This window comes from Stenotrophomonas sp. YJH_SMC_27 (assembly GCF_059369815.1).
On sequence record NZ_JCAFTA010000008.1, the window covers coordinates 177,360 to 202,193 of the forward strand.

The following is a 24,834-nucleotide window of genomic DNA, read 5'->3' on the forward strand; positions in this document are numbered from 1 at the left end:
CGCCAATGTGGGTGCGTCTTCCGCTCCGGTACGTGCCGACCTTGGCCGGTACCCACCAGAAGCGGACGGTCCCGCGTTACGCCACGCGGCCGCGGCGTGCACGCTCCAGGTGCACCAGCAGCAGCGAGATTGCCGCGGGGGTCATGCCCGGAATGCGCTGCGCCTGGCCGATGGTCTGCGGGCGCACGCGCTCCAGCTTCTGCAGCGCTTCGGCCGACAGCCCGCGCACCGCCGCGTAATCGAAGGCTTCGGCGATTGGCGTGGCTTCATGCCGCTGCTGGCGCTCGATCTCCTCGCGCTGGCGGTCCAGGTAGCCGGCGTATTTCACGCCGATCTCCACCTGTTCGGCCACCTTGGCGTCGGCCACCGCCGGGCCCAGCGACGGCACCTGCATAAGCTGCGCGTAGTCCAGCTCGGGGCGCTTGATCAGGTCCAGCACGCTGGTCTCGCGGCTGACCGCCACACCCAGCGTGTCCTGCACTTCGCGGCCCAGCGCATTGGCCGGGGTTGCCCACAGCGCGCCCAGGCGTGCGCGTTCGGCAGCAACAGCGGCCTGCTTGGTCTCGAACGCGTTCCAGCGGCGGTCATCCACCAAGCCCATCTCGCGGCCGGCCGGGGTCAGGCGCTGGTCGGCATTGTCCTCGCGCAGCTGCAGGCGGTACTCGGCGCGGCTGGTGAACATGCGGTAGGGCTCGTTGGTACCGTGAGTGATCAGGTCATCCACCAGCACGCCCAGGTACGCCTCGTCGCGGCGCGGGCACCAGCCGTCCAGCCCGCGCACCTGGCGTGCAGCGTTGAGGCCGGCCAACAGGCCTTGCGCGGCGGCTTCCTCATAGCCGGTGGTGCCGTTGATCTGGCCGGCGAAGAACAGGCCGTTGACCAGCTTGGTTTCCAGCGAAGCCTTCAACCCGCGTGGATCAAAGAAGTCGTACTCGATCGCGTAGCCCGGGCGGGTGATATGCGCGTTGCCGAAACCGCGGATGCTGCGCACCATCTCCAGCTGCACGTCGAACGGCAGCGAGGTGGAGATGCCGTTGGGGTAGATCTCGACGATGCCCAGGCCTTCGGGTTCGACGAAGATCTGGTGGCTGGCCTTCTCGGCAAAGCGCACCACCTTGTCCTCGATGGACGGGCAGTAGCGCGGGCCGATGCCCTCGATCTGGCCGCTGTACAGCGGTGAGCGGTGCAGTGCGTCGCGGATGATCTGGTGGGTCTGTTCGGTGGTGTGGGTGATCCAGCAGCTGACCTGCTGCGGATGCTCGTCCACCGAACCCAGGAAGGACATCACCGGGCGCGGCGAGTCGCCGGGCTGCTCATCCATCACGCTGTAGTCCAGCGAGCGGCCGTCGATGCGCGGCGGCGTGCCGGTCTTCAGGCGGTCCACCTGGAACGGGCGCTCGCGCAGGCGCGCGGCCAGCGTGGTGGCCGGCGGGTCGCCCATGCGGCCGGCGGCGTACTGGGTCGGGCCGACATGGATCTTGCCGGCCAGGAAGGTGCCGGCGGTCAGCACCACGGCCTCGGCGTCGAAGCGCAGGCCGGTCTGGGTGATGACCCCGCGCACGGCGTCGCCTTCGATGACCAGGTCATCGACGGCCGCCTGGAACACGGTCAGGTTGGCCTGGCCTTCGACGATGGCGCGGATCGCCATGCGGTACAGGTTGCGGTCGGCCTGGCAGCGGGTGGCGCGCACGGCCGGGCCCTTGGAGGCGTTGAGGGTGCGCCACTGGATGCCGGCGCGGTCGGCGGCATGCGCCATCGCACCGCCGAGCGCGTCGATTTCCTTGACCAGGTGGCCCTTGCCGATGCCGCCGATGGCCGGGTTGCAGCTCATCGCACCCACGGTTTCGATGTTGTGGGTCAGCAGCAGGGTGCGCACGCCGGTGCGGGCCGCGGCCAGCGCGGCTTCAGTGCCGGCGTGGCCACCGCCGATGACGATGACGTCGTAACGATGGAAGGACGGGTTCATGGGGGCTGTTCAGCTTGGGGCAGGCGCGGCCGGGGGCGGCGCCGGGGTGGCGATTTTAGCGCCATTCGGGGTCCGGACGCCGGCGCCGGCCAGTTGGCGGCGAAATCGGCCCTAAAGTTGGCAGGATTTTTGCAGATAACCCAATAGCACCCATCGTGGCTGGCGCCGCAGGCGCCCGTGACCGGAATTGGAACAGGGGCCGGTACAGGCGCACGATGGGGGAGCAGAGGGCCGGCAGTCGGGGGACTGTCCGGCCCTGTTTTTTTGCGGCTGTCAGGAAGGCGCCATCCACGCATGGCGTGGATCTACCGAAACCCAGGCTCTCGCCGGTTGGGGACCCGATAAAACAAACGGCCCCGCATTGCGGGGCCGTCTGCCTTCAGAGGTGCCGACATCCGACAGGGCCGGAACAGGGGGGATCCAGATGTTCCTGTCGGATATCGACGTAGAGCTTTGTGCGGCGGCCCCTGTCGTTCTTGTCACTTTGTGACGCGGGCCGTCACTGTTCGCGTAGATTGCGGCTTGGACCGTGTGAAATGCAAGACGGTTCAGCGCTCAACTGTGCGTTGCGTCGCACGATCCATGTTGCGCCAGGGGGAACCGTTCATCCTCGGCGCACTCGGTGCCGGTGCCGGACGGGCCTGGGGCGCCGAGGGCTGGGCGTTCGACTGCGGCGGGCGCCGCATCGAATCCATGTTCCGCCACGGGGAACCACCGTTGTACGACGGCCGTGACGGCGGCGGGGGACGATGCTCGCCACCATTGCCCGGGCGCGGCGGCGGGCGGTGGTTGTGCGGCGGTCGGTAGATCGGGCGCGAGTAATACGGGTTGCCGTAGCCGCCGTAGTAGCCGCCATAGCCACCGTAGTAGGGGCCGTAGTTGTAGGGATAGCCGGCCGGGTAGCGGTACTCCACCGACGGCGCACCGTGGTAGTAGCTGCCGCTGCGGCCGCCGCCGACATAGTCGTAGGTGGTGCAGCCGGTCAGGGCCAGCAACAGGCCACCGGCAAGCATCAGGCGCATTTTCATGGTGGGTCCCCCCAGAGGACGGGTGTGCAGTCAGCTTCGGGCGCCGGCGTTGAATCGGCCCTTAATTCTGCCGGCCAGGATGAATGGAGGCGTAGGCCTGCATGCTGGCATGACCTGCGTCTCGGTCGCCAGCGCGAAGCCATACGTTAATCTTGCGTCATGAGCGATTCACTGTTGCCCCGCGCCGATGACGTCCTGCTTGCTGCGGCGAGGATTGCCCCGCATGCCAGCGTGACCCCGGTACTGCGCTCGCGCATGCTTGATGCGCTGGCCGGCGCGCAACTCGCGTTCAAGGCCGAGCACCTGCAGCGCGGCGGCGCATTCAAGTTCCGTGGTGCCTGCAACGCGGTGTGGTCGCTGGAGGCCGATCGCGCCAGTGCCGGCGTGGTCACGCACTCCTCCGGCAATCATGGCGCCGCCTTGGCGCTGGCCGCGCGCACGCGTGGCATTCCCTGTCACGTGGTGGTGCCGGAAGGCGCGGTGGCGGCCAAGCTGGCCAACATCGCGCGCCATGGCGCCACCCTCTGGCGCTGCCCGCCGACCACCGCCGATCGTGAGGCCGCCTGCGCCAAAGTGCAGGCCGATACCGGCGCGACTCTCGTCCATCCATACACCGACCCGGCGGTGATGGCCGGGCAGGGCACTGCCGCCCTGGAACTGCTGCACAGCGACGGCCCGTTCGACGTGCTGGTGGTGCCGGTGGGCGGCGGTGGCCTGGCCAGCGGCACCGCGCTGGCCTTGCAGCACGCCAGCCCGCAGACCCGCCTGGTGCTGGCCGAGCCAGCCGGAGCCGACGATACCGCGCGCTCGCTGGCCGCTGGCGAGCGCCAGGGCGCGTTCGCCCCGGACACGATCTGCGATGGACTGCGTACCCTGATCGGCGCGCCGAATTTCGAATTGCTGCGCGCGGCAGGTGCCGAGGTGATCGTGGTTGATGACACCGCGACGATGGCGGCGATGCGCCTGCTGTGGGAGGTGCTCAAGCAGGTGGTCGAGCCATCCTCGGCCACCGTACTGGCCGCGGTGCTGGCACAGCCGCAACGTTTTGCCGGCCTGCGCGTGGGCCTGGTGCTGTCCGGCGGCAACGTCGACCTGCCCGCGTTGCGCTGGGGGGCGCCATGAGCCGCGACCGGCATCGGCCTCGCACCGGCCTGCTGGGCTGGCTGTGGCGGCTGTTTGTCCTGCTGGTGATCTGGCTGCTGGGTGTGACTGCCTGGATCGTCTGGGTCGGCGAGCGCGACCAGGCCGCCAAGGCCGACGCCATCATCGTGCTGGGTGCCGCCGCCTACGACGCCAAGCCGTCACCAGTGTTCGAAGAACGCATCCGCCATGGGCTGGATCTGTATGAAGCACGCTATGCGCCGCTGCTGATCTTCACCGGTGGCTATGGCGGCACCGGTGCGCGCTTCTCCGAATCGCAGGTGGCGCGGCGTTATGCGCTCAAGCATGGCGTGCCGGACGACGCTATCCTGATCGAGACCGCGTCGCGCAACACCGTGCAGAACCTGGTCGAAGCCAAGCGACTGATGGACCAGCGCGACCTGCACCGGGTGATCATCGTCAGCGACCCGCTGCACATGGCGCGCGCGCTGCGACTGAGCAAGGCACTGGGCATCGATGCGCTGGCCTCGTCCACGCCCAGCACGCGCTTCCGCAGCTTCCACACCAGCTGGCGCTTCCTGGTGCAGGAGATCTACTTCTTCCACCGCGACCTGGTGCGCCCGCCGCTGAGTTCGCCGGCCAATACCTGAGGGCGGAAGCCTGCGTTGGGCGCGGCGTCGCATTGGGTAGTGCCGGCCGCTGGCCGGCAGATGCCCACCATGGAATCGTGAGGTTGCCGGCCAGCGGCCGGCACTACCAGACGATCAGGTCTGCTTGCGCCGGATTGGAATCGCCGACACCGGTACCGAGGCCACGTCATGCCCGCCTTCGCGGATCGGTGCGCCCGGGTCCGGTGCCCAGGCATGGGCATAGATCACTTCCCAGCTGCTGGGCAGCTTGCCGTCGCTGCGCCGCATCGGTTCATACGCCGCTGCCGCCGCCGCGAAACGGCTACGCCCGGTCAGCGTATGGCGGCGGTCCACCCGTGCGTTGGTTGCGCCCATCGCGCGCAGTTCGCGCATCAACGAGGGCAGGTCGTCGTAGGTCAGGGTGAACAGATCGCGGTCCAGCACCGGGTCACGGAAGCCGGCCATCATCAGCGCATCACCGAACTGGGCGATCTGTGCAAAGCGGCTGACGTGCGGGCGGTCATCGGCGGCGGCGAAGGCTTCGTTGAGTTCGATCAGCGTTTCCGGGCCGAAGGTGGAGCACAGCAGAAGGCCACCGGGCTTGAGCACACGGCGGAACCCGGCGAACACCGCCGGCAGGTCGTCCACCCACTGCAGGCACAGGTTGCTGAAGATCACGTCCACGCTGTTGTCGGCCAGCGGCAGCGCAGCGGCGTCGCCGCACAGGCGCTGGAACGGCTTCCACCAGCCGGCCTGGCGCTTGGCCTGGTCCAGCATCGGCAGCGCCACGTCCAGCGCGATCACCTGCGCCTTCGGCCAGCGCTTCTTCATCAACGCACTTGCATGGCCGGTGCCGGCGCCGATGTCCAGCACCACCTCGGGCTTGCGTGCCTCAAGGTAGTCCAGCGATTCGATCAGCCGCGACTGCACCTCGCGCTGCAGGGCGGCGGCAGCGTCGTAACTGGTGGCGGCACGCGCGAACGCGCGACGGACATGGCGGGCATCGAAGTGGGACGGCATTGCGAACTCTCTTAGAACGTACCGGGGTAGGCGCCGCCGTCGATCAGCAGATTCTGCCCGGTGAGGTAACCGGCCTGTGCACTGCACAGGAAGGCGCAGGCGGCGCCGAATTCGTCAGGCGTGCCGAAGCGGCCGGCGGGAATCTGCTGGCGGCGGCGTTCGGCGACTTCGCCGGCATCGCCGTCCTTGCCCGCACTGTGGGCGAAGTTGGCGCGCAGGCGGTCGGTGTCGAACTGGCCGGGCAGCAGGTTGTTGATGGTGACGTTGTGGGCCACGGTGCGGCGCGCCAGGCCGGCGACGAAACCGGTCAGACCACTGCGCGCGCCGTTGGACAACGCCAGGATGTCGATCGGGGCTTTCACCGCCGACGAGGTGATGTTGACGATGCGGCCGAAGCCACGCGCGATCATCGCGTCGACGGTGGCGCGGATCAGCGCGATCGGCGCCAGCATGTTGGCGTCCAGCGCGGCAATCCAGTCGTCGCGTTCGAAATTGCGGAAATCACCGGGCGGCGGACCACCGGCATTGTTGACCAGGATGTCCACCTGCGGGCAGGCGGCCAGCGCCGCAGTGCGGCCGGCCTCGGTGGTGACGTCAGCGGCGACGGCGCGCACCTCACCGGCACCGGGCAGGGCGCTCAGCCCTGCGGCGGCAACCTGCAGTGCCTCCTCGCCACGAGCCACGATCACCACGTTGACGCCCTCGCGCACCAGCGCACGCGCGCAGCCGAGGCCCAAGCCCTTGCTTGCGCCGCAGACCAGTGCCCAGCGGCCGTTGATACCCAGATCCATGCGTCAATCCTGCGGAATTCGGAGGGGGCTCATTGTCCGCCATCGGCCGGTGACAGGCCGGCAACGAAGTGTTGCAGGGCGGCGGCCACCTCATCGGCATGGCCGAGGAAAGGCGCATGTCCACCATGGGCGATCGTCAGCGCCTGCGCGCCCGGGGCCAGCGCTGCGGCGGCCTGCATCGCCACCGGAGACACCAACCGGTCTCGCTGGCCGGCGATCCACAGGCTGGGCTTGCCCAGCGTCGGCAGCGCGCCGCGCAGATCGGTGCTTTCGAGCAGGCGCAGGCCTTCCAGCAGGGCGCGTTCGGTGGGCGCACCGCGCTCGACCAGGCGCTGCCGCAGGACGCGCAGCTCCTCGCGGGCGTGTGCCGAGCCCATCACGTCCAGCGCGAGGAAGCGTTCCAACGTGCCGCCGAAGTCGGTGGCCAGCTCGCGCCCGAACTGCTCGAACACCGTCGGCTCCACCGCGTGCGGCCAATCCTCGCCACGCACGAAGCGCGGCGTGGCCGCGATCATCGCCAGCCCGCGTACCTTCGGCAGCGTCGCCGCCGCGTGCAGCGCGAACAGGCCGCCCAGCGACCAGCCGCACCACACCGCCGGGGGTGTGGCCGCGGCAATGGCACTGACCACGAACGGCAGGCGCAGCGGCGTGGTGTCCTCGCGGCTGTGGCCATGGCCGGGCAGGTCGACCAGGTGCAGGGTGAACTGGTCCGCCAGGCGCTGCACCAGCGGCGCGAATACACCGCCCTGCAGGGCCCAGCCGTGGATCAGTACCAGGTCCGGCCCACGGCCGGTGACGTCAATATGCATGGGCAACGACACGGAACTCAGGCGAAAGCGGGCAGCGGCGGTGGCGCGGCTTCACGCACGGCCAGGGTCACGCGATCGCGCGCGCTGGCGATGGCCTCCACCAGGCCGCGCACCTGTTCCGGCGTATGCAGCGCGGACAGTGTCACGCGCAGGCGTGCCTTGCCTTCCGGCACAGTCGGCGGGCGGATTGCACCGACCAGCCAGCCGGCCTGTTCCAGCGCCGTGGACATCGCCACGGCGGTGCGGTCATCGCCGAACAGCAGCGGCTGGATCGGTGTTTCCGAAGCCATCAGGTCCAGGCCATGGCGACGCCCTTCAGTGCGGAACAGCGCGATCAGGTCGGTCAGCTTTGTGCGACGCCAGTGGTCGCGGCGCGCCAGGCGCACTGCTTCAAGCGCAGCAGCGGCCATCGCCGGTGGCACGGCGGTGGTGTAGATGTACGGGCGCGCGGTTTCGGCCAGATGCTCGATCAGGTCGTCGCGGCCCAGCACCAGCGCACCGGAACCGCCCAGTGCCTTGCCCAGCGTGACCAACTGCAGCGGTACGTCGTCCACGCCCAGTCCGGCGGCGGCCACGGCACCACGGCCATCACCGACCACGCCTACACCGTGCGCATCATCCACATAGAACAGCGCCTGTTGCAGGCGTGCCACAAGCGACAATGCACGCAGCGGTGCGATGTCGCCGTCCATGCTGAAGACACCATCGGTGGCCAGCATTGCCGCGCCGTCGGGCGCGTGCTTGAGCTGGCGCATCGCGCCTTCCGCATCCAGGTGCGGGTAGCGGCGCAGGCGCGCACCGGCCAGCCGGGTGGCATCAAGGAGGCTGGCGTGGTTGAGCTTGTCCTGTACGCAGACATCGTTCTCTTCGCTCAGCAGTGCCTGCTGCACCGCCAGATTGGCGGCGAAGCCACTGCCGAACAGCAGCGCACGCGGATAGCCCAGCCACTCGGCCACCTCGCGTTCCAGCGCCTCATGCAGGGCATGATGGCCGCAGACCAGGTGCGAGGCACCGGCGCCAGCGCCTCCGCGTGCGGCGGCGTCCTGCAGCGCGTTGACCACGCTGAACTGCTGGGCCAGGCCCAGGTAGTCGTTGCTGCAGAAGCCGGTCAGCCACTGGCCGTCCACTTCCAGGCGCACGCCATCACGACGGGTGACCATGCGTCGCGGGCGGCGACGGCCTTGGGCATCGCGCAGAGCGCGCTGGGCGTGGAGGCGGGCGGTCAGGTCGGGGCGGGCCATGGTGGCTGAATGCGTCGACGGGGCGGCTAGGGTAGCGCGTTGCCGCGGCGCCTGCTTGCGGCCCGTCTCAGGCCGCGTGAGCGCAGCCACAGCCGGGCGTATCGGCACTGATATCGGCGTGCACGGTACCGCCGTGGTCGTGGCCTTCGGCATCCACCTGCACCGCCATCGGCTGTAGCCCCAGCCGTGCGAACAGCGCCAGATCGCGCTCGCTTTCCGGGTTGCCGGTGGTCAGCAGCTTGTCGCCGTAGAAGATCGAATTGGCACCGGCCAGGAAACACAGCGCCTGAAGCTCGTCGCTCATCGCCTCGCGCCCGGCCGACAGCCGCACCATCGCGCGCGGCATGGCGATGCGGGCCACCGCAATCATGCGCACGAACTCGAACGGGTCCAGTTCGGCACTGCCATGCAGCGGCGTGCCCGCCACCTGCACCAGCTTGTTGATCGGCACCGAATCCGGATGCGCCGGCAGCGTGGCCAGTGCCAGCAGCAGGCCAACGCGCTGCGCGCGCGTCTCGCCCATGCCGACGATGCCACCGCAGCAGGTCTTCAGGCCGGCATCGCGCACGTGCTCCAGCGTATCCAGACGGTCCTGGTACTGGCGCGTGTGGATGATCGAATCGTAGTAGTCCGGCGCGGTGTCGAGGTTGTGGTTGTAGTAGTCCAGGCCCGCATCCTTCAGCGCACGTGCCTGCTCGCCACTGAGCATGCCCAGCGTGGCGCAGGTCTCCAGGCCCAGCGCCTTCACCCCGGCGATCATCGCCGCCACCTTCGGAATGTCGCGGTCCTTTGGCGATCGCCACGCGGCACCCATGCAGAAGCGCGATGCACCGGCGGCCTTGGCCTGGCGCGCCTTGGCCAGCACCGCGTCGGTCTCCATCAGCTTCTGCGCATTCACCCCGGTGCTGTAGCGCTGCGCCTGCGGGCAGTACGCGCAGTCTTCCGGGCAGCCTCCGGTCTTCACCGACAACAGCGTGGACACCTGCACCTGCGCCGGATCGAAGTGCTCGCGGTGCACCGCGGCGGCGCGGAACAGCAGTTCGGGGAACGGCAGATCGAACAGCGCCTGCAGTTCGTCGTGATGCCAGTCGTGGCGGATGGCAGCAGCCATGGCGGGGCCTTGGGTACGAATGGAGCGAGGGCGGCAGTGTGGGTGGGGGGGCACGGGCTGTCAACTTTTAGTTTGATGTTTTGGTTTACTTTGCCGTGACTGGAATGGAATTCCATACAAGCGATGGCCATGGCGCTGCATCGATTGCGGGCATCGCTGCTGCCGCGGCGAACCCCGTCCTCGGGCCGGGAGCGGGGGCAGCCTGCGCGGTGAGCTTGGCCCGAACATCGTCAGGATCGACCCGCGCAGCGCGTTGGACGTAACCTCAAGCACACACGTTCAATCGGGCAGCGCTGCAATGGACAATCCGGACAACTGGCAGCCGATCACCCTGGAAGAACTGGAAACCCTGGTCGCACGGCAGTTGCAGGATTGCTCACCTGTCCAACGAGCCACCTTCGAATCCCTGCGCGTGCCATTCCATGCGGTTCGGTTGCACAGGCTGGGCATGATTGAGTGGGTCTGGGCGGTCGCACAACTGCCCGAAGGGTTGCTGTACTACGAGGACGTTGAGGAAGGATTCGAGGTGGGCACGCCGGGAGAGGATGGTGTGTTGCCGAACCAAGGTTGTTCTCAGCTGACGCTGACCCACATTCTCCATCGTTTGGTGATCTGAGCATCAGATCTCGCAGATCGCTGCATCTGCCCGAGTTCAGGACGCTCTTCTGGCGGCATACGTGCATTTCACCGCATCCTGCAAGACCTTCGGCCACAGTGGCCGCTGTCTAACCAAAGCGCTGGCGCGCAGACTTTGACTCATGACCGATCTCCATCGCCTCCGCGGCCGCATCACCGCGCTGGTTCTCAGCGAAGCCTGGCGCCGCCGCGCCGCGCTCTGGGGCGGCGCCGTGGCCGTGGCGCTGGTGGCGATCCTGTTCGCCAAGGCCAGCGACGCGGCGTTCCATCTGTTCCAGCGCATCACGTCGCACTCGCCATGGTGGGCCCTGCTGCTCACGCCCGGCATCTTCGCGCTGCTGGCGTGGCTCACTTCCGGCGTGCTGAAGCCCACGCGGGGCAGCGGCATTCCGCAGGTCATCGCTGCGCTGGACAAGGCCGATGAGCCGTTCCGGAAAACCAACCTTTCCCCAGCGGTTTCGGCCGGCAAGCTGCTGCTGACCTCGCTGTCGCTGCTGGGGGGCGCATCGGTCGGGCGCGAGGGGCCCACCGTGCACGTAGGCGCAAGCCTGATGTATCTGTTCGGCCGCTGGTTCGGTTTCAAGGATCCCCGCGAGCTCTCGCACTTCCTGCTGGCCGGTGGTGCGGCGGGTATCGCGGCGGCCTTCAACACGCCGCTGGCCGGTATCGTCTTCGCCATCGAGGAGCTCAGCGGCCGCTTCGAGCATCGTTTCTCAGGCACCCTGCTGACCGCAGTGATCGTCGGCGGCGTGGTGTCGCTGGGCCTGCTCGGCAACTACACCTACTTCGGCCATGTGAGTGCACGCCTGCCACTCGGCCAGGGCTGGCTGGCCATCCTGCTTTGCGGCGTGGTGGCAGGGCTGCTGGGCGGCCTGTTCGCGCGTGCGGTGCTGGCCAGTGCGGCGGGCCGCCCGCGTTGGCTCGGGCAACTGCGGCAGCGGCATCCGGTGCTGTTGGCCGCAGGCTGCGGCATGGCGGTGGTACTGCTCGCCCTGGTCTTCGGTGAAGGCGCGTTCGGCACCGGCTACGAGCAGGCGCGCAGCCTGGTGCAGGGGCAGGCGCTGGTCGGCCACGAGTTCGGGTTGATGAAGCTGCTGGCCAATCTGGCCTCGTACGTGGCGGGCATTCCCGGCGGCCTGTTCTCGCCGGCGTTGGCGGTCGGCGCTGGACTCGGCCACAACCTGGCAGTGCTGATGCCGGGCGTGGACCCGCGCGCGTTCGTGCTGCTGGGCATGTGTGCTTACCTGACCGGCGTTACCCAGGCCCCGCTGACGTCGGCGGTGATCTCGCTGGAACTGACCGACAGCGGCGACCTGCTGCTGCCGATACTGGCCACGGTGCTGATCGCGCGTGGCGTGTCCGGGCTGGTGTGCAGGGTGCCGATCTATCGCGGGCTGGCGGAGTTGTTGATCGGGCCCGCCGCTACGCCACCGGCGACCGGACAGGGTGAACGCCTTTCCTGACGGGCGGCGGCCCCCGTCGCAGTTGAGGGCAGTTCCGACACTGCAATCGGTGCTTCGCCGATGGCCGCACGCGGCGTGCGCCATCAAGTATTGGGTGATGCGTACTTATCTCCTGCGTTCGGCAACCCGTGTCTCGCGCGCACTGCTTGGTGTGCTGCTACCGCTCCGCTGCCTGGTCTGCGGCGACCCGGGCCACGATGATCTTGATCTGTGCTGCGCTTGCTTGGCCGATCTGCCCTGGGCAGGCCGTGCCTGCCTGCGCTGCGCGTTGCCGTTGCCCGACACCGCGTTGATCGTCTGTGGCAGCTGCCGCGAGGAGGTACCGCCACAGACGGCTACCCACGCCAGCCTGCTGTACCTGCCACCGGTCGACCAGTTGCTGGTCCGCTACAAGTTCCATCAGGATCTCGCAGCCGGACGCCTGCTCGCGCAGCTGATGCAGCGCGCACCGCCGCCGTGGTGGTGTCCACCGCTGGTGCCGGTGCCGCTGCACAATCGCCGGCTGCGCCAGCGCGGCTACAACCAGGCGGGCGAGCTGTGCCGGCTGCTGCCGATGCCGGTCTGGCAGGGGCTGTACCGGCGGCGCCACACCGCGCCGCAGTCCGAGCGCACGGCCGAACAGCGCAGGGAAAATCTGTTCGATGCGTTCGATGTGCGTGGATTGGTGCCAACGCGGCTGACCGTGGTCGATGATGTGATGACCACCGGCAGCACGGTGATGGAGGTTGCCGAGACGCTGCGCCTGGTGGGCGCTGCGGAGGTGCGCGTGTGGGTCTGCGCGCGGGCGCCGTGATCGCCCTCTTCATCCACAGGGGCTAGGATGAGGCCGGTTCCGGATCGAAGGAGTGGTCATGAATTCCCCCTTGTCTCCCTTGCTGTCGGCGGTTGGCCGCAGCTGGTGGATCCTGCTGCTGTACGGGCTTGTCGCACTGGGTTTTGGCATCGTTGCCATCGGCTGGCCCTTGTCCGCAGCGATGGCGCTGGCGTGGACACTGGGCGTGATGGCCATCGTTGAAGGTGTCATCAGCCTGTTCGCACTGATCAGCGGCGGCAGTGGTGCCTCGCGTGGGTGGCTGGCGCTGTATGCCATCGCCTCGCTGGGCTTCGGCATCCTGGCGGTGATCAACCCGCTGGCCACCGCCAGCGTGCTGGTGTTGTTCCTCGCAGCGTGGCTGCTGGTGGCGGGCATCTATCGCATCGTGTTCGCGATCCGCGTGCGCAAGCAGATCCAGGGCGAGTGGTTGCTGATACTCAGTGGTGTGCTTGCGGTGGTGCTGGGCCTGCTGTTTGCGGCCAACCCGTACGCAGGCGTGGCGGTGACCACGCTGTGGATCGGCATCGGCAGCCTGCTGTATGGGCTGCTGCAGGTACTGGTGGCATTCAAGCTGCGGAAGCTGAAGTGAGGGCTGCGCTTTCCCTGTTGCTGGGCGTGGCGTTGGCCCTGACCGGATGCATGCCTGGCGCCACACCCGATGCCTTGGCAGGCAAGGATCATGCGCCACGCCCCGGCGTGGATGTGCGCCTGAGCGCGGTGGACGCCTCCGGCAAAGGCCGGCCGGCGCAATGGCAAGGCGAAACCCTGGCCCTGCGCGAGCCGCCGATTGCCGGCAGTGCGGACATTGCTGATGTGCGCTACGTACTGGACGATGCCAAGCAGCCCGGCCTGCAGATCCGCTACCGGCCCGAAGCGCACCAGCGCATCCACGATGACACGGCAGCACTGGTGGGCCAGCGGGCAGCGATCAGCGTGGATGGCCGTGTGCTGATGGTGGCGACGGTGCAGGGGCCGTTCGGCGAATCGATGATGCTGAGCGGGCTGCCCAGCGTTGCCGAGGCGCAGGAGCTGGGGAAGCACATCACTGGCGACTGACGGACGCGCCATGAACCCGCGCCGCGCGGGGAGGTCGACCAAGGTCGACCGCTACCGGGCGAACCGCGCCTCGATCTCTTCCAGCGACTTGCCCTTGGTCTCCGGCAGCCAGAATGCGGCCACCAGGAAGAACACGAAGGTACACGCCGCCCAGAACACGAACATGCTCGCATAGCCGTAGTGGCCCACGGTGGGCAGGAAGATCGCGGCGATGGTGGTGGACACGAACTGGTTGATCAGCAGCGCGATGCTCATGCCGTTGGAACGGATGCGGTTCGGCATCAGTTCCGACAGTGCCAGCCACACGCAGACGCCGGGGCCGACCGCGAAGAACGCCACGAACACCAGGATGCAGGCGGCCACGGCCCAGCCATGGGCCGGCGGCGGCACCGGGCCGATGCGGGCCTGCTCGATGCGCAATGGCGCCTGGCTGGCACTGGCCGGGTCGGCGAACGGGTTCAGATGCAGCTTGCGGAAGAACGCACCGATCACGCTGTCCGGCTGCACGGTGCCGGCACGCTCGATGCGCAGCTCGCGGTCGGTCAGGTTGTCGCTGCGGAGGGCGCGCACATTGGTGAAGTCGCCGTAGGCATACGACACGGTCAGTTGCAGCGGCCGGCCTTCGCTGTCGATGCCAGCGCCGAGGCGCTGCCACTGCGCATCATCCAGCACCAGCCGCAGGCCGTCGCCGCTGACCGCTGCCTGCAGTTGCGGCTGCACGTCGGTACGGCCGCGTTCGGCCTGGAAGAACAGCGTGGCCGCGCCCAGCAGGGCCACGCAGATGCCGCCGCTGCCGAGCATCAGCAGGAATTTGCGGCCCTTGCGATCGACCAGCAGCAGCGCGACCACGGTCATCACCGCATTCAGCAGCTTGATCGCCACGTCGGCGCCGTTGGCCACAGAGCCGGACAGGCCGGCCTGGTTGAGGATGTTCACCGCGTAGGCCAGCACCGAATTGATGCCGGTGGCCTGGGTGCAGGCCAGCACCACGCAGGCCAGCACGAACGGCACCACGTAGCGGCGGCTGAGCAGTGGGTCTCGCTTGCCGTCGCTGCTGCTCGATTCCGGCGCCTGGATCTGGGCCAGCGTGGGCTCAACCTCTGCGGCGGGGAGGACGCGCTCAAGGCTGCGCCGGGCTTCAGCGATGCGGCCGCGGCGCACCAGCCAGCGTGGCGATTCGGACAGCCAGAAGATACCGGCGCAGAACAGCAGGCCTGGCGCCAGACAACTCCAGAAGATGGTGCGCCAGGCGTGGTCCTTCACCGTGAACAGTTCCTGCGCCTGCTGCGCGACCGGCAGCGAGCGCACGGCCTCGGCGGCGGCATCCACCGCATGGGCGTGGTACAGGCCGATCAGCGCGGCCAGCACCAGGCCAACGGTCAGCAGCAGCTGGAACATCGCGGCGCCGCGCCCGCGTCGCTCGGGGCTGAGCACTTCGGCCAGGTACAGCGGAATCACTACACCGATCAAACCGCCACTGATGCCCTGCAGCAGGCGGCCCAGCAGCAGCGGCGTGTAACCGGAGGCCAGCGCCATGATCGGAATTGAGGCGGTGAACAGCAGGCCGGCCAGCAGCATCGCGCCGCGGCGGCCGATCAGGTCGGCGATCATGCCGGCGAACAGCGACGACAGCACGCTGCCCAGCAGTACCGCGGCCACCACGAAGCCGAGCTGCTGGCTGCTGAGCTGCCAGGCATGGCTGGCCGTTGCTTCCAGGTAGGGCAGGGCACCGGCGATGATGCCGATGTCGATGCCGTACAGCAGGCCACCGAGGCCGCCGATGAAGAGCAGGTAGCGTACGGGCCAGCGCGGAGCGGTGCTTGGAGTCATCGGTAGTTCCTGTGGTAGCGCCGGGCCACGCCCGGCGGCGGTTCGTCGCAGAGTGCTTTCTGTAGAGCCGAGCCATGCTCGGCTGCTTTCCGTTCCGATATCGAGGTTCCCCATGCCGCGCTTCGCGCGCTGAGCCGAGCATGGCTCGGCTCTACAGGGAGCCTGCGCGGCATCCGGGCCGCATCGCGCGTGTCAGTTCAGATCGACCACGCGCCCACCCACCACCACCTGCTGCAGGCGCAGTTCGGCGTCCAGCACCACCAGGTCGGCGCGGGCGTCGGGCGCGATGCGGCCGCGATCGCCCAGGCCCAGATAGTCGGCCGGGAAGGTGGAAACCCGCTGCGAGGCGTCGGCCAGGTCCAGGCCGACGCGCACCAGGTTGCGAAGCGCCTGGTCCATGGTCAGTGCGCTGCCGGCCAGCGAACCCGTCGCCAGGCGCACGCAGCCGCCGCACTTGTGCACGCGCTGCTCTCCCAGCGCGTACTCGCCGTCGGGCATGCCGGTGGCGGCAGTCGCGTCGGTCACCGCGTACAGGCGCGGAATCGCGCGCGCGGCCAGGCGGATCACGCCGGGATGGATGTGCTGCAGGTCGGGAATGATCTCGGCGTACTGTGCATGCGCCAGCGCCGCCGCGGCGATGCCGGGTCGGTAATGGTCGACACCGGTCATGCCATTGAACAGATGGGTGAAGCCGGAGGCGCCGGCCTGCAGCGCGGCTACGCCTTCCTCGTAGGTGCCGGCGCTGTGGCCGAGCTGCACGCGGATGCCCATCGCCGAAAGCGCCGGAATCAGTGCGGTGTGATCGCCGATTTCCGGTGCCAGCGTCATCACCCGGATCGGCGCCAGTGCGTGCAGTTGCTGCACCAGCGCCAGCGTCGCCTCGATCGTACGGTTGGGCTGTGCACCGAGCCGCTGCGGGCTGATGAACGGTCCTTCCAGATGCACGCCGACGATGCGGGCGGCGTCGGCATCGGGCGCCGCCATCGTCGCAGCCACGCCCTGCAGCGCGTGCTCGATCTCATCCAGGCCGGCGGTCATGGTGGTTGCCAGCAGCGTGGTGGTGCCGAAGCGCAGATGGGTGCGCGCGATGGTGCGCGCCACGTCGCCGCCCTGCATCAGGTCCACCCCGGCCGCACCGTGCACATGCAGGTCGATGAAGCCGGGCAGGATGACCGGCAGCTGCAGGTCGTCAGCACCACTGTGGTCATCCACCTGCAGCTGGCGCACGTGTGAATCGAAGTGGACCTGGCCACGCCGCCAGCCCAGCGGGGTGAGGATGCGGCCATGCAGGGAACGGATGTCGGTCATGCGGGAGGCTCGGCAATGATCACTTCGATACCCAGCCGCTGCAGCCCTTCACGGGTTGCGTCGTCGATGCCGGCGTCGGTGATGATGGCGTGGATCTGGTCGAGGCGGGCGATGCGGTGCAGGCTGACGCGGCCGAACTTGGAGGCGTCGGTCAGCACCACGATGCGGCGCGCGCGCTCGACCATGCGGTGGTTGAGGCGGGCTTCGGCCTCGTCGTGAGTGGTCAGGCCGAACTGCAGGTCCAGGCCATCCACGCCCAGGAACAGGGTGTCGAAGCTGTACGAGTTGAGGCTGGCCTCGGCCTGGCTGCCCTGCAGCGACAGCGACTGCTGGCGCAGCAGGCCACCGGTCAGCAGCACGGTGATGCCCGCGGCATTGGCCAATTCCCAGGCGATGTTCAGGCCATTGGTCATCACCGTCACGTCGCGATGCGCGCGCAGGTGGCGGGCCAGCGTCATCGTGGTCGAGCCGGAATCGATGATGATGTTGTCGCCCGGCTGCACCAAGCGCGCAGCGCGCGCACCGATCGATTCCTTCAACGGCAGGTTCAGCGCGTCCTTCTCATGGATGTCCTGTTCCTGCGGCGGCGTGCGCACCAGCGTGGCGCCGCCGTGAGTACGATTGGCCAGGCCTTGCGATTCGAAGTGGGTCAGGTCGGCACGGATGGTCACCGCCGACACGCCGAAGCGCTCGACCAGATCGGCCACCTGCACCGAGCCGTGCTCGATCAGCAGCTGCAGGATCTGTTGCCGGCGGGAGCGGGTGTTGCGCATGGCCATTCTCGGTGTCGCGGGGAAAGGTAGAGATTAGCCGTTCGCAGCAACGGCGGCAGCCGCGTCTGCGTGATGCGTGCGGGTTCCGGCCTGGTTGGCGCTGCAGGCACGGGCGTACTCGCCCAGGCACAGGCCGATGCGGTGCTGCACCAGCGCGGTGGGCGTGTTGGCCAGCGTGCCCTCACGCACGGCGCGGTACTGCTCCGGCAGGTACTGGCTGAGCAGTACCAGTGGCGGCGCGTGCTGTTCCAGGTTGGCGAACAGGGTCTGCACCGTCTGCACCAGCGCGGGCTCGCCCCAGTAGTAGCGGCAGCGGTCGCTGAAGGAATAGCTGCGCAGCAGGCGCAGCGCTGCCTCATCGCCCTGGTAGTAGGACTGCCAGTACTTCGGCTGCGCCACCATCACTTCATCCAGCACCTGCGGCAGGCGCGAGCACTGTGCGGCCGGCAGCAGTTCGGCCTCGATCGCGGCCAGCGCGAACAGCGCTTCGCGGTAGGCGAAGGTCGCCGCCGGGCCGACCTTGAGGATGGCGAAGTGGTCGCGCACCAAGGCGTGCAGGCCACTTTCGCGCTGGTAGTCGGTGGAATGCGCTTCGAACACGATGCGCGGCTGCTGTTCGAGGAAGTCGGCCAGCTTGCTGGCGGCGGCTGGGTCGTACTCGTGCACACTGCTGTGGTCGAAGTCCACCCCCGGTTGCACCACCATGGCGATCACGCGCTGCCACGCATCGCGCAGCTGCGGCGTATCGAACGCCTGCTGATGAATCGCCAGGGTCTGCGCGGCAGCAGCGGGCGTGGTCACCTGCAGGCCCTCGGCCAGCGAGGCTTCACCCCCGGGAATCGGCACCTCGGTACCGATCACGTAGACCGGCGGCGGCAGGCCGTGTTCGGCGGCGGTGCGCTCGGCGATCTCGGCCAGCTCGGCCGAGCGTGCGGCAACGACGGCATCGGGCAGCGGCACCGGGTCATCGGCGCAGGACATGCTGCAATCGAGGTGGATCTTGTGGAAACCGGCGGCGACATAGGCTTCGATCAGCACGCGTGCGTGGGTCATCGCTTCAGCGGCCGGGCGCTTCTGCCAGGCATTCGGGCCGAGGTGGTCGCCACCCAGGATCAGCCGCTCGCGCGGGAAACCTTCTTCATCGGCCAGCGTGCCCACGTAATCGCGGTACTGCGGCGGGGTCATCCCGGTGTAGCCGCCGAACTGGTCGACCTGGTTGGAGGTGGCCTCGATCAGCAGCACGGTACCGTGCGCCAGCGCCACGTGCATGGCCGCGCGCAGCACCTGCTCGTTGCTGCAGCAGACGCTGTACAGGCCGACATTGGCACCGGCGCGGTGGGAAGCAAGCAGGGTCTGCAACGGGGACATGGTCAGCCTCCGGACATCAGGAAAACGAGGGTTGGCAGGCGAGCAGGGCGGCACCACGTGCGCCACCGGCATCGCCGAAGCGTGGCGGCACGATCGGTGGCACCTGCACACCCTTGAACAGGTGGGTGGCGATGGCGGCGGGCAGTCGCTGGTACAGCGGCGCGTACTGCGACAGGCCGCCGCCGAGCACGATCACGTGCGGGTCCAGCGCCAGCACCAGCGCGGCCAGGCTGTGGCCGAGCAGGTCGCGGTGGATGTCCAGCGCCTTGCGCGCGCGGGCATCACCGGCTTCGGCCAGGGCGATCACGGCGCTGGCGTCGGCGGCGCTGCCACCAAGGTGGCGCTCGATCATCGCCACGCCACTGCCGGACACATAACGCTCCACGCAGCCCTGCAGGCCGCAGGCGCAGTCGATCAGCGGCAGGCCGTGGCGCTGCAGCAGATGACCGGGCACGCTCCAGTGGCCCCATTCGCCGGCCAGCCCGTTGAAACCCGTCAGCAGGCGGCCCTGCAGGCAGAAGCCACCACCGGCACCAGTGCCGAGAATGGCGCCGAACATGCTGGGGTAGCCGTCAGCCGCGCCGCCGTGCGCTTCAGACAGGGCAAAGCACTGCAGATCGTTGCCGAAGTGCAGCGGGCGCTGCAGGCGTGCCTGCAGATCCTGCGCCACGCATTGGCCGGTCAGTGCAGGCACGTTCGCGCTGAGTTGGCGGCCGCTGCGGCGGTCGCGCACGCCGGGCAGGGCGATGCCGATGGCCGCATCGCTGCGGCCGAGGGCAGCGTCCGCCTCGGCGACCAGCGCCACCACCGCCTGCAGGAAGCCGTCGTAGTCACCCTGTGGGGTGGCCACGCGGCGGCGCCAGGTGACCTGCATCGCCGCATCGCACGCCACCAGCTCGATCTTGGTGCCGCCGATGTCGATGCCATAGCAGGCGTGGGCGATCAGCTCAGCCATGGTGGATGGTGACGCCCTTGACGACGCGGTTGACGGTGCCGTCCGGGAACGGGTTGTCCGGGGTCAGGCCCAGCGCGGCCGAGCGCTGCAGCGCGAACAACTGCGCGAAGCCCAGCCACACCGGTGCCAGCCACGGATCGTCCAGTGCCGGTACGGTGAGGGTGTATTCGTCATCGGCGCCGATGTCCGAATGCGGGCCGATCGCCAGCACCTGGCCGGCCACGCCGTCGCGGCGCAGCTCTTCCAGCAGGTCCTGTTCGTAGCGGCGCGCCAGCGGCTGCACGCTGCGCAGCACCACCACCAGGGTGTTGCCGTCCAGCGTCGACTTCGGGCCATGGCGGAACCCCAGGGGCGTGTTGGCCAACGCCAGCACGCGGCCGGCGGTCAGCTCCAGCACCTTCAGCGCGCACTCGCGCGCCAGCGCTTCCAGCGGGCCGCTGCCGAGGTAGATGATGCGGTTGAACGGGCGCTGCGCCAGCGCCGCCACCGGTGCATCCCACTGCGCCTGGCCTTCGCGGGCCAGCGCGGCGATCTGCTTCAGGCGCGCCACGCGCGCATCCCACGGCGAACGATCGAACACGGTCAGTGCGGCCAGCAGCATGCAGGTCAGGCTGCTGGTCATGGCGAAGGCGCGATCGCAGCTGGCCGACGGCATCAGCAGCGTGCAGGTATCGGCACGGCCGGCACCACGACGGGCGAGTTCGCCATCGGCGTTGCAGGTGATGTCGAGGAAGCGTGCCTCATCCACATCGGCGCGCACGCGGTCCACCGCGGCCACGCTTTCCGGGCTGGAACCGCTGCGGCCGAACGACACCAGCAGGGTCGGGCGGTCGCGCTGCAGGTACAGCGCCGGATGGGTCAGCAGGCTGGTGGTGTGCACCACGCGCACCTCGGCCGGCCACTGCGCATTGATCGCGTCGGCCACCATTTCGGCGATGAAGCCCGAACTGCCCGCGCCGGTGAACAGCACGCGCTGGTTGGGATCGTTGAGGCTGTTGCCAAGAAAGGCCTGCAGGCGGTCGCGGGCACGCGCCAGGTCCTGGGCGAGGGCTTCCCACAGCGCGGGCTGCTGGGCGATTTCGGTAGCGGTATCGGCTCCGCCCAGGCGCTGCCAGGCGGACACATCGGAAAGCAGGGTGACGTCCATTCGGAGGTTCCAGTTGGGCCAGCGCACCATCTGCGTTTTCTTTCGAAATGTCAAACATCGAAAGTAAAAAGAAAGAAAATAGCGCGATGACTTTTCTCGCTGCCGAGTGCTCGGGAAAACGAAAGAACGGGGCAAATGCCGTATCGCACAACGATTAACAGGCGGTTGCAAGCGTTTACACAAAGTATTGCAACGCAACAACTTTCGTTTCAAAGGAATATATCTTCCTTTTTCCTTTCAATTTGTTGACATCTTTCGAATCGCTGCCCTAGAGTCGGCCCAACCGCTTTCGAAACGCCCGGTAAACGGGTTGGGAGTCCGTGTGGAAATCTGCGTTCGTCGCTCGCCGCTGATGCTGGCCCTGGTGCCGGCCTTGATGCTGGCGTCCATGACGGCCCGCGCCGAGCCGGTCGGCAACCTGCGTTCGGTTGCCGCCAGCGCCAGCCGCGACGGCGTGCAGGGCTGGGACCTGTACACCGACAAGGGCGCGCGCCTCCGCATCGAACTGCCGGCCACCGACATCATCCGCGTGCAGGCAGGCCGCAATGGCACGCTGACCGGTGCCGGCGACAAGGCCGCACCGATCGTGCTGCCGCAGCCCAAGGCCAACGTGCAGGCGCAACTGGAGGAAGACGCGCAGGAAATCCGCGTGCGCACCGAGTCACTGGTGTTGCATGTACAGCGGCAGCCGCTGCGCATGCGCCTGGAACGGCTGGACAACGGCCAACCCACCGCGCTGTGGCAGGAACTGCAGCCGCTGGACCTGGATGCCACGCAGAGCGTGCAGGTGCTGTCCTCGCAGGCCGATGAGGGCTACTTCGGTGGCGGCCAGCAGAACGGCCGCTACCAGTTCAAGGGCCGCGAGCTGGAGGTGTCCTATTCCGGCGGCTGGGAAGAGGGCGACCGCCCCAGCCCTGCACCGATGCTGCTGAGCAGCCGTGGCTGGGGCATGCTGCGCAATACCTGGAGCGATGGCAGCTACGATCTGCGCGAGGCCGACCAGTCCACGCTGCTGCATCGCGAAGACCGCTTCGATGCCTATTACTTCGTCGGCGCCGACCTGCCGAAACTGATCGAGCGCTACACCCAGCTGACTGGCCGCCCGAACATGGTCGCGCGCTGGGCGCTGTCCTACGGCGACGCCGATTGCTACAACGATGGCGACAACAGCAAGAAGCCCGGCACCGTGCCCGAAGGCTGGAGCGACGGCCCGACCGGTACCACCCCCGATGTGATCGACAGCGTGGCCAAGCAGTACCGCGCCCACGACATGCCCGGTGGCTGGATCCTGCCCAACGATGGCTACGGCTGCGGTTACAAGAAGCTGCCGGAAACCGTGCAGGGCTTGGCCAAGTACGGCTTCCGCACCGGTCTGTGGACCGAGAACGGCGTCGACAAGATCGCCTGGGAAGTGGGCAAGGCCGGCAGCCGCGTGCAGAAGCTGGACGTGGCCTGGACCGGCAAGGGCTACCAGTTCGCGATGGACGCCAACCGTCAGGCGTTCAACGGCATCCTCGACAACTCCGATTCGCGCCCGTTCCTGTGGACGGTGATGGGATGGGCCGGCATCCAGCGCTACGCGGTGGCATGGACCGGCGACCAGAGCAGCAGCTGGGATTACATCCGCTGGCACGTGCCGACCCTGGTCGGTTCGGGCCTGTCCGGCATGGCCTACGCCAGTGGCGACGTGGATGCGATCTTCGGCGGCAGCGCCGAGACCTTCACCCGCGACCTGCAGTGGAAAGCCTTCACCCCGGTGCTGATGGGCATGAGCGGCTGGTCGTCGAACGCACGCAAGCACCCCTGGTGGTACGACGAGCCCTATCGCAGCATCAACCGCGATTACCTGAAGTTGAAGATGCGCCTGACCCCGTACATGTACGGGCTCGTGCACGAGGCCGCGCAGACCGGTGCACCGCCGGTGCGCGGCCTGATGTGGGACAACCCGCGCGACCCGCATGCGCAGGATGAAACCTACAAGTACCAGTTCCTGCTTGGCCGCGATCTGCTGGTGGCGCCGGTGTACCGCAGCCAGGCGGCCAGCCGTGGCTGGCGCCGCGATATCCACCTGCCGGCCGGCGGCTGGATCGACTACTGGGACGGCCGCCGCGTGCAGGCCGGCGCCGACGGTCGCCAGCTCGACCGCCAGGTGGACCTGGCCACGCTGCCGGTGTTCGTGCGTGCCGGAGCGATCCTGCCGATGTACCCGTCGATGCTGTTCGACGGTGAGAAGCCGCTCGATGAAGTGACCTTCGATCTGTATCCGCAGGGCGAGTCGCAGTACACGCTGTACGAAGACGATGGCAACACGCGCCGCTACCAGCAGGGTGAGTCGAGCACGCAGCAGATCCGAGTGCAGGCGCCGGTGCAGGGCAGTGGCCCGGTGCAGGTGCAGATCGATCCGGTGCAGGGCCAGTACAACGGCCAGCTGGCGCAGCGCCGTTATGGCCTGCGCGTGCTCAGCCGGCAGGCGCCGCGTGCGGTGCAGGCCGGTGGCCGCGCGTTGCCGGCGCTGGCCGATGCGGCGGCGTTCAACGGTGCGGCTGAAGGCTGGTACTTCGATGCCAAGGAGCGCCGTGGCACGCTGCACGTGCGTACCGCTACCCAGGACATCCGCCAGCCGCTGCAGCTGCAGCTGGACTTCGCGGTGGCCGCTGCGGCCGCCGACGATGCCTATCCGGCCGCGCCGGTGCTGGGCCGCGAACTGCCGGCCGACAGCCTGCTGGTGGTCAACCGCCCGGCCGAAGAGCCTGGCCATGCGCTGGAAAATGCCTTCGACGACGATCCGGCCACCTGGTTCCGCAGTGTGCGCAACCAAGCCGTGCGCACCGGTGCGCATGAGTGGGTGATCGGGTTCGGCGAGCGCAGGATGATCGATGGCATCGACATCGCGCCGCGCAACGACAAGAACTGGAAGCACGGCCAGGTACGCGACTACGAGGTGTACCTGGGCGACAGCAATGGCGAATGGGGTGAGCCGATCGCACGTGGCCGCCTGCAGCTGAAGGAAGGCGTGCAGCGCATCGCGTTCCCGGCCCATGCCGGCCGCCTGCTGCGCTTCCGCGTGCTGAGCGTGCAGAACCCGGAAGGCGATGGCGCCAGCAGCACCGATCCGATGGTTACCGCCGCACAGGGCAGTGCCCGCGCCTTCGATGCGCTGCAGCCGCGCGACGTCGGCCCGATCGCACTGTCCACCTTCCACATCCTCGAACACCAGGAACCGGAGCGACCGGCCCGGCAGCGCTATCTCTCCGAGCTGCCGGTGCCGGCCGCGCTGGCCAGCCAGGTGCGCGCCGACCAGTCGTTCCGTGGCGACGCCGGCATGCGCATGAACGGCCTGCAGTTCCGCCGTGGCCTGGGCGTCGGCGCCAACAGCCGCATCGACCTGCGCCTGCAGGGCGGCTGGCACCTGCTGCGTGCCGACCTCGGCATCGACGACGCCTGCCGCAGCGCCGGTGGCCTGCAGTTCCAGGTCTGGGGTGACAACCGCCTGCTGTACGACAGCGGCCTGGTGAAGGCACCCGGCGTGGTCAAGCCGGAGCTGGACATCCGTGGCCTTTCCACCCTGAGCCTGCGCACGCTGGGTGCGCAGGGCAGCCAACCCGCCCAGGTCTGTGCCAACTGGGCCAACGCCGTACTGATCGGCCAGGAGGGCGACTCCGCCAGCATCGTCGCCCCATGACCCCCTCGTAACACCGCTCCTCCCCCCGCCCATTCCGACTACGGCCCTCGTGGCCGTGGCCCGGGAGCGTTTTGCCCGCCGAACGCCCACGCGCTCACTTATTGCG

General features: G+C 68.4%; 21 protein-coding genes. 8 read left to right on the top strand and 13 right to left on the bottom strand.

Annotated features, from left to right (window positions below):
* Positions 1 to 76: 76 nt before the first annotated feature.
* Together mnmG and AC5P7R_RS13590 are read right to left on the bottom strand one after the other, a co-directional pair.
* A complete protein-coding gene (mnmG, locus tag AC5P7R_RS13585) occupies positions 77 to 1,966 on the bottom strand; it encodes a tRNA uridine-5-carboxymethylaminomethyl(34) synthesis enzyme MnmG (RefSeq protein WP_021203344.1) in 1,890 nt (629 codons plus the stop codon).
* Positions 1,967 to 2,514: 548 nt separating this feature from the next.
* The gene (locus tag AC5P7R_RS13590) at positions 2,515 to 2,994 is read right to left on the bottom strand and encodes a hypothetical protein (protein ID WP_058979058.1); all 480 of its coding nucleotides are present in this window, start codon (positions 2,992 to 2,994) and stop codon (positions 2,515 to 2,517) included.
* Positions 2,995 to 3,153: 159 nt separating this feature from the next.
* Between AC5P7R_RS13590 and AC5P7R_RS13595 the strand changes: the two genes are divergently transcribed.
* Both AC5P7R_RS13595 and AC5P7R_RS13600 read left to right on the top strand, forming a co-directional pair.
* On the top strand, positions 3,154 to 4,116 hold the full coding sequence (locus AC5P7R_RS13595; RefSeq protein ID WP_058979056.1) for a pyridoxal-phosphate dependent enzyme: 963 nt from the start codon (positions 3,154 to 3,156) through the stop codon (positions 4,114 to 4,116).
* Positions 4,101 to 4,745, top strand: a complete 645-nt coding sequence (locus AC5P7R_RS13600; RefSeq protein ID WP_029379804.1) for a YdcF family protein — start codon at positions 4,101 to 4,103, stop codon at positions 4,743 to 4,745. The genes AC5P7R_RS13595 and AC5P7R_RS13600 overlap by 16 nt, the downstream gene beginning before the upstream one ends.
* A gap of 114 nt (positions 4,746 to 4,859) precedes the next feature.
* On the opposite strand, the gene bioC is transcribed toward AC5P7R_RS13600, so the two are convergent.
* The 5 genes from bioC to bioB form a co-directional block, all read right to left on the bottom strand.
* Positions 4,860 to 5,744: a malonyl-ACP O-methyltransferase BioC gene (gene bioC / locus AC5P7R_RS13605; RefSeq protein WP_134735739.1), complete on the bottom strand. Its 885-nt coding sequence runs from the start codon at positions 5,742 to 5,744 to the stop codon at positions 4,860 to 4,862.
* Between the two features lie 11 nt (positions 5,745 to 5,755).
* Positions 5,756 to 6,535: an SDR family oxidoreductase gene (locus AC5P7R_RS13610; protein ID WP_227853743.1), complete on the bottom strand. Its 780-nt coding sequence runs from the start codon at positions 6,533 to 6,535 to the stop codon at positions 5,756 to 5,758.
* Positions 6,536 to 6,564: 29 nt separating this feature from the next.
* Complete coding sequence (bioH, locus tag AC5P7R_RS13615; RefSeq protein ID WP_164144042.1) at positions 6,565 to 7,344, bottom strand: pimeloyl-ACP methyl ester esterase BioH; 780 nt, start codon at positions 7,342 to 7,344, stop codon at positions 6,565 to 6,567.
* A 17-nt stretch (positions 7,345 to 7,361) separates the two neighbouring features.
* Positions 7,362 to 8,585: an 8-amino-7-oxononanoate synthase gene (bioF, locus tag AC5P7R_RS13620; RefSeq protein WP_227853744.1), complete on the bottom strand. Its 1,224-nt coding sequence runs from the start codon at positions 8,583 to 8,585 to the stop codon at positions 7,362 to 7,364.
* A 67-nt stretch (positions 8,586 to 8,652) separates the two neighbouring features.
* Entirely contained in the window at positions 8,653 to 9,696 is a 1,044-nt protein-coding gene (gene bioB / locus AC5P7R_RS13625; protein WP_227853745.1) for a biotin synthase BioB, read from the bottom strand.
* Positions 9,697 to 9,994: 298 nt separating this feature from the next.
* On the opposite strand from bioB, the gene AC5P7R_RS13630 reads away from it, so the two are divergent.
* The 5 genes from AC5P7R_RS13630 (at position 9,995) to AC5P7R_RS13650 (ending at position 13,665) form a co-directional block, all read left to right on the top strand.
* Positions 9,995 to 10,312 carry a hypothetical protein gene (locus tag AC5P7R_RS13630; protein WP_111103908.1) on the top strand — a complete coding sequence of 106 codons (318 nt, stop codon included), beginning with the start codon at positions 9,995 to 9,997 and terminating at the stop codon, positions 10,310 to 10,312.
* Positions 10,313 to 10,454: 142 nt separating this feature from the next.
* The gene (locus AC5P7R_RS13635) at positions 10,455 to 11,795 is read left to right on the top strand and encodes a chloride channel protein (protein ID WP_058979044.1); all 1,341 of its coding nucleotides are present in this window, start codon (positions 10,455 to 10,457) and stop codon (positions 11,793 to 11,795) included.
* A gap of 97 nt (positions 11,796 to 11,892) precedes the next feature.
* The gene (locus AC5P7R_RS13640) at positions 11,893 to 12,588 is read left to right on the top strand and encodes a ComF family protein (protein WP_058979042.1); all 696 of its coding nucleotides are present in this window, start codon (positions 11,893 to 11,895) and stop codon (positions 12,586 to 12,588) included.
* Positions 12,589 to 12,646: 58 nt separating this feature from the next.
* Positions 12,647 to 13,198, top strand: a complete 552-nt coding sequence (locus AC5P7R_RS13645; RefSeq protein WP_021203354.1) for an HdeD family acid-resistance protein — start codon at positions 12,647 to 12,649, stop codon at positions 13,196 to 13,198.
* A gap of 50 nt (positions 13,199 to 13,248) precedes the next feature.
* A complete protein-coding gene (locus tag AC5P7R_RS13650; RefSeq protein WP_459390225.1) occupies positions 13,249 to 13,665 on the top strand; it encodes a SecDF P1 head subdomain-containing protein in 417 nt (138 codons plus the stop codon).
* A gap of 51 nt (positions 13,666 to 13,716) precedes the next feature.
* Here AC5P7R_RS13650 and AC5P7R_RS13655 read toward each other — a convergent pair whose 3' ends face one another.
* The 6 genes from AC5P7R_RS13655 to AC5P7R_RS13680 all read right to left on the bottom strand — a co-directional run bounded on the left by AC5P7R_RS13655 (position 13,717) and on the right by AC5P7R_RS13680 (position 21,046).
* Positions 13,717 to 15,495, bottom strand: a complete 1,779-nt coding sequence (locus AC5P7R_RS13655) for an MFS transporter (protein ID WP_459389867.1) — start codon at positions 15,493 to 15,495, stop codon at positions 13,717 to 13,719.
* 192 nt (positions 15,496 to 15,687) lie between these two features.
* A complete protein-coding gene (gene nagA / locus AC5P7R_RS13660) occupies positions 15,688 to 16,803 on the bottom strand; it encodes an N-acetylglucosamine-6-phosphate deacetylase (protein ID WP_233653599.1) in 1,116 nt (371 codons plus the stop codon).
* Positions 16,800 to 17,576, bottom strand: coding sequence for a DeoR family transcriptional regulator (locus tag AC5P7R_RS13665; protein WP_049417055.1), 777 nt, complete (start codon positions 17,574 to 17,576; stop codon positions 16,800 to 16,802). The genes nagA and AC5P7R_RS13665 overlap by 4 nt, the downstream gene beginning before the upstream one ends.
* A gap of 33 nt (positions 17,577 to 17,609) precedes the next feature.
* The gene (locus AC5P7R_RS13670) at positions 17,610 to 18,944 is read right to left on the bottom strand and encodes a D-tagatose-bisphosphate aldolase, class II, non-catalytic subunit (protein WP_459389868.1); all 1,335 of its coding nucleotides are present in this window, start codon (positions 18,942 to 18,944) and stop codon (positions 17,610 to 17,612) included.
* A 16-nt stretch (positions 18,945 to 18,960) separates the two neighbouring features.
* The gene (locus tag AC5P7R_RS13675; protein WP_134730957.1) at positions 18,961 to 19,899 is read right to left on the bottom strand and encodes an ROK family protein; all 939 of its coding nucleotides are present in this window, start codon (positions 19,897 to 19,899) and stop codon (positions 18,961 to 18,963) included.
* Positions 19,892 to 21,046, bottom strand: a complete 1,155-nt coding sequence (locus AC5P7R_RS13680; protein WP_227852315.1) for an SIS domain-containing protein — start codon at positions 21,044 to 21,046, stop codon at positions 19,892 to 19,894. The genes AC5P7R_RS13675 and AC5P7R_RS13680 overlap by 8 nt, the downstream gene beginning before the upstream one ends.
* 322 nt (positions 21,047 to 21,368) lie before the next feature.
* Here AC5P7R_RS13680 and AC5P7R_RS13685 point away from each other — a divergent pair, with 322 nt between their 5' ends.
* Positions 21,369 to 24,728 carry a TIM-barrel domain-containing protein gene (locus AC5P7R_RS13685; protein WP_459389869.1) on the top strand — a complete coding sequence of 1,120 codons (3,360 nt, stop codon included), beginning with the start codon at positions 21,369 to 21,371 and terminating at the stop codon, positions 24,726 to 24,728.
* Positions 24,729 to 24,834 lie beyond the last annotated feature (106 nt).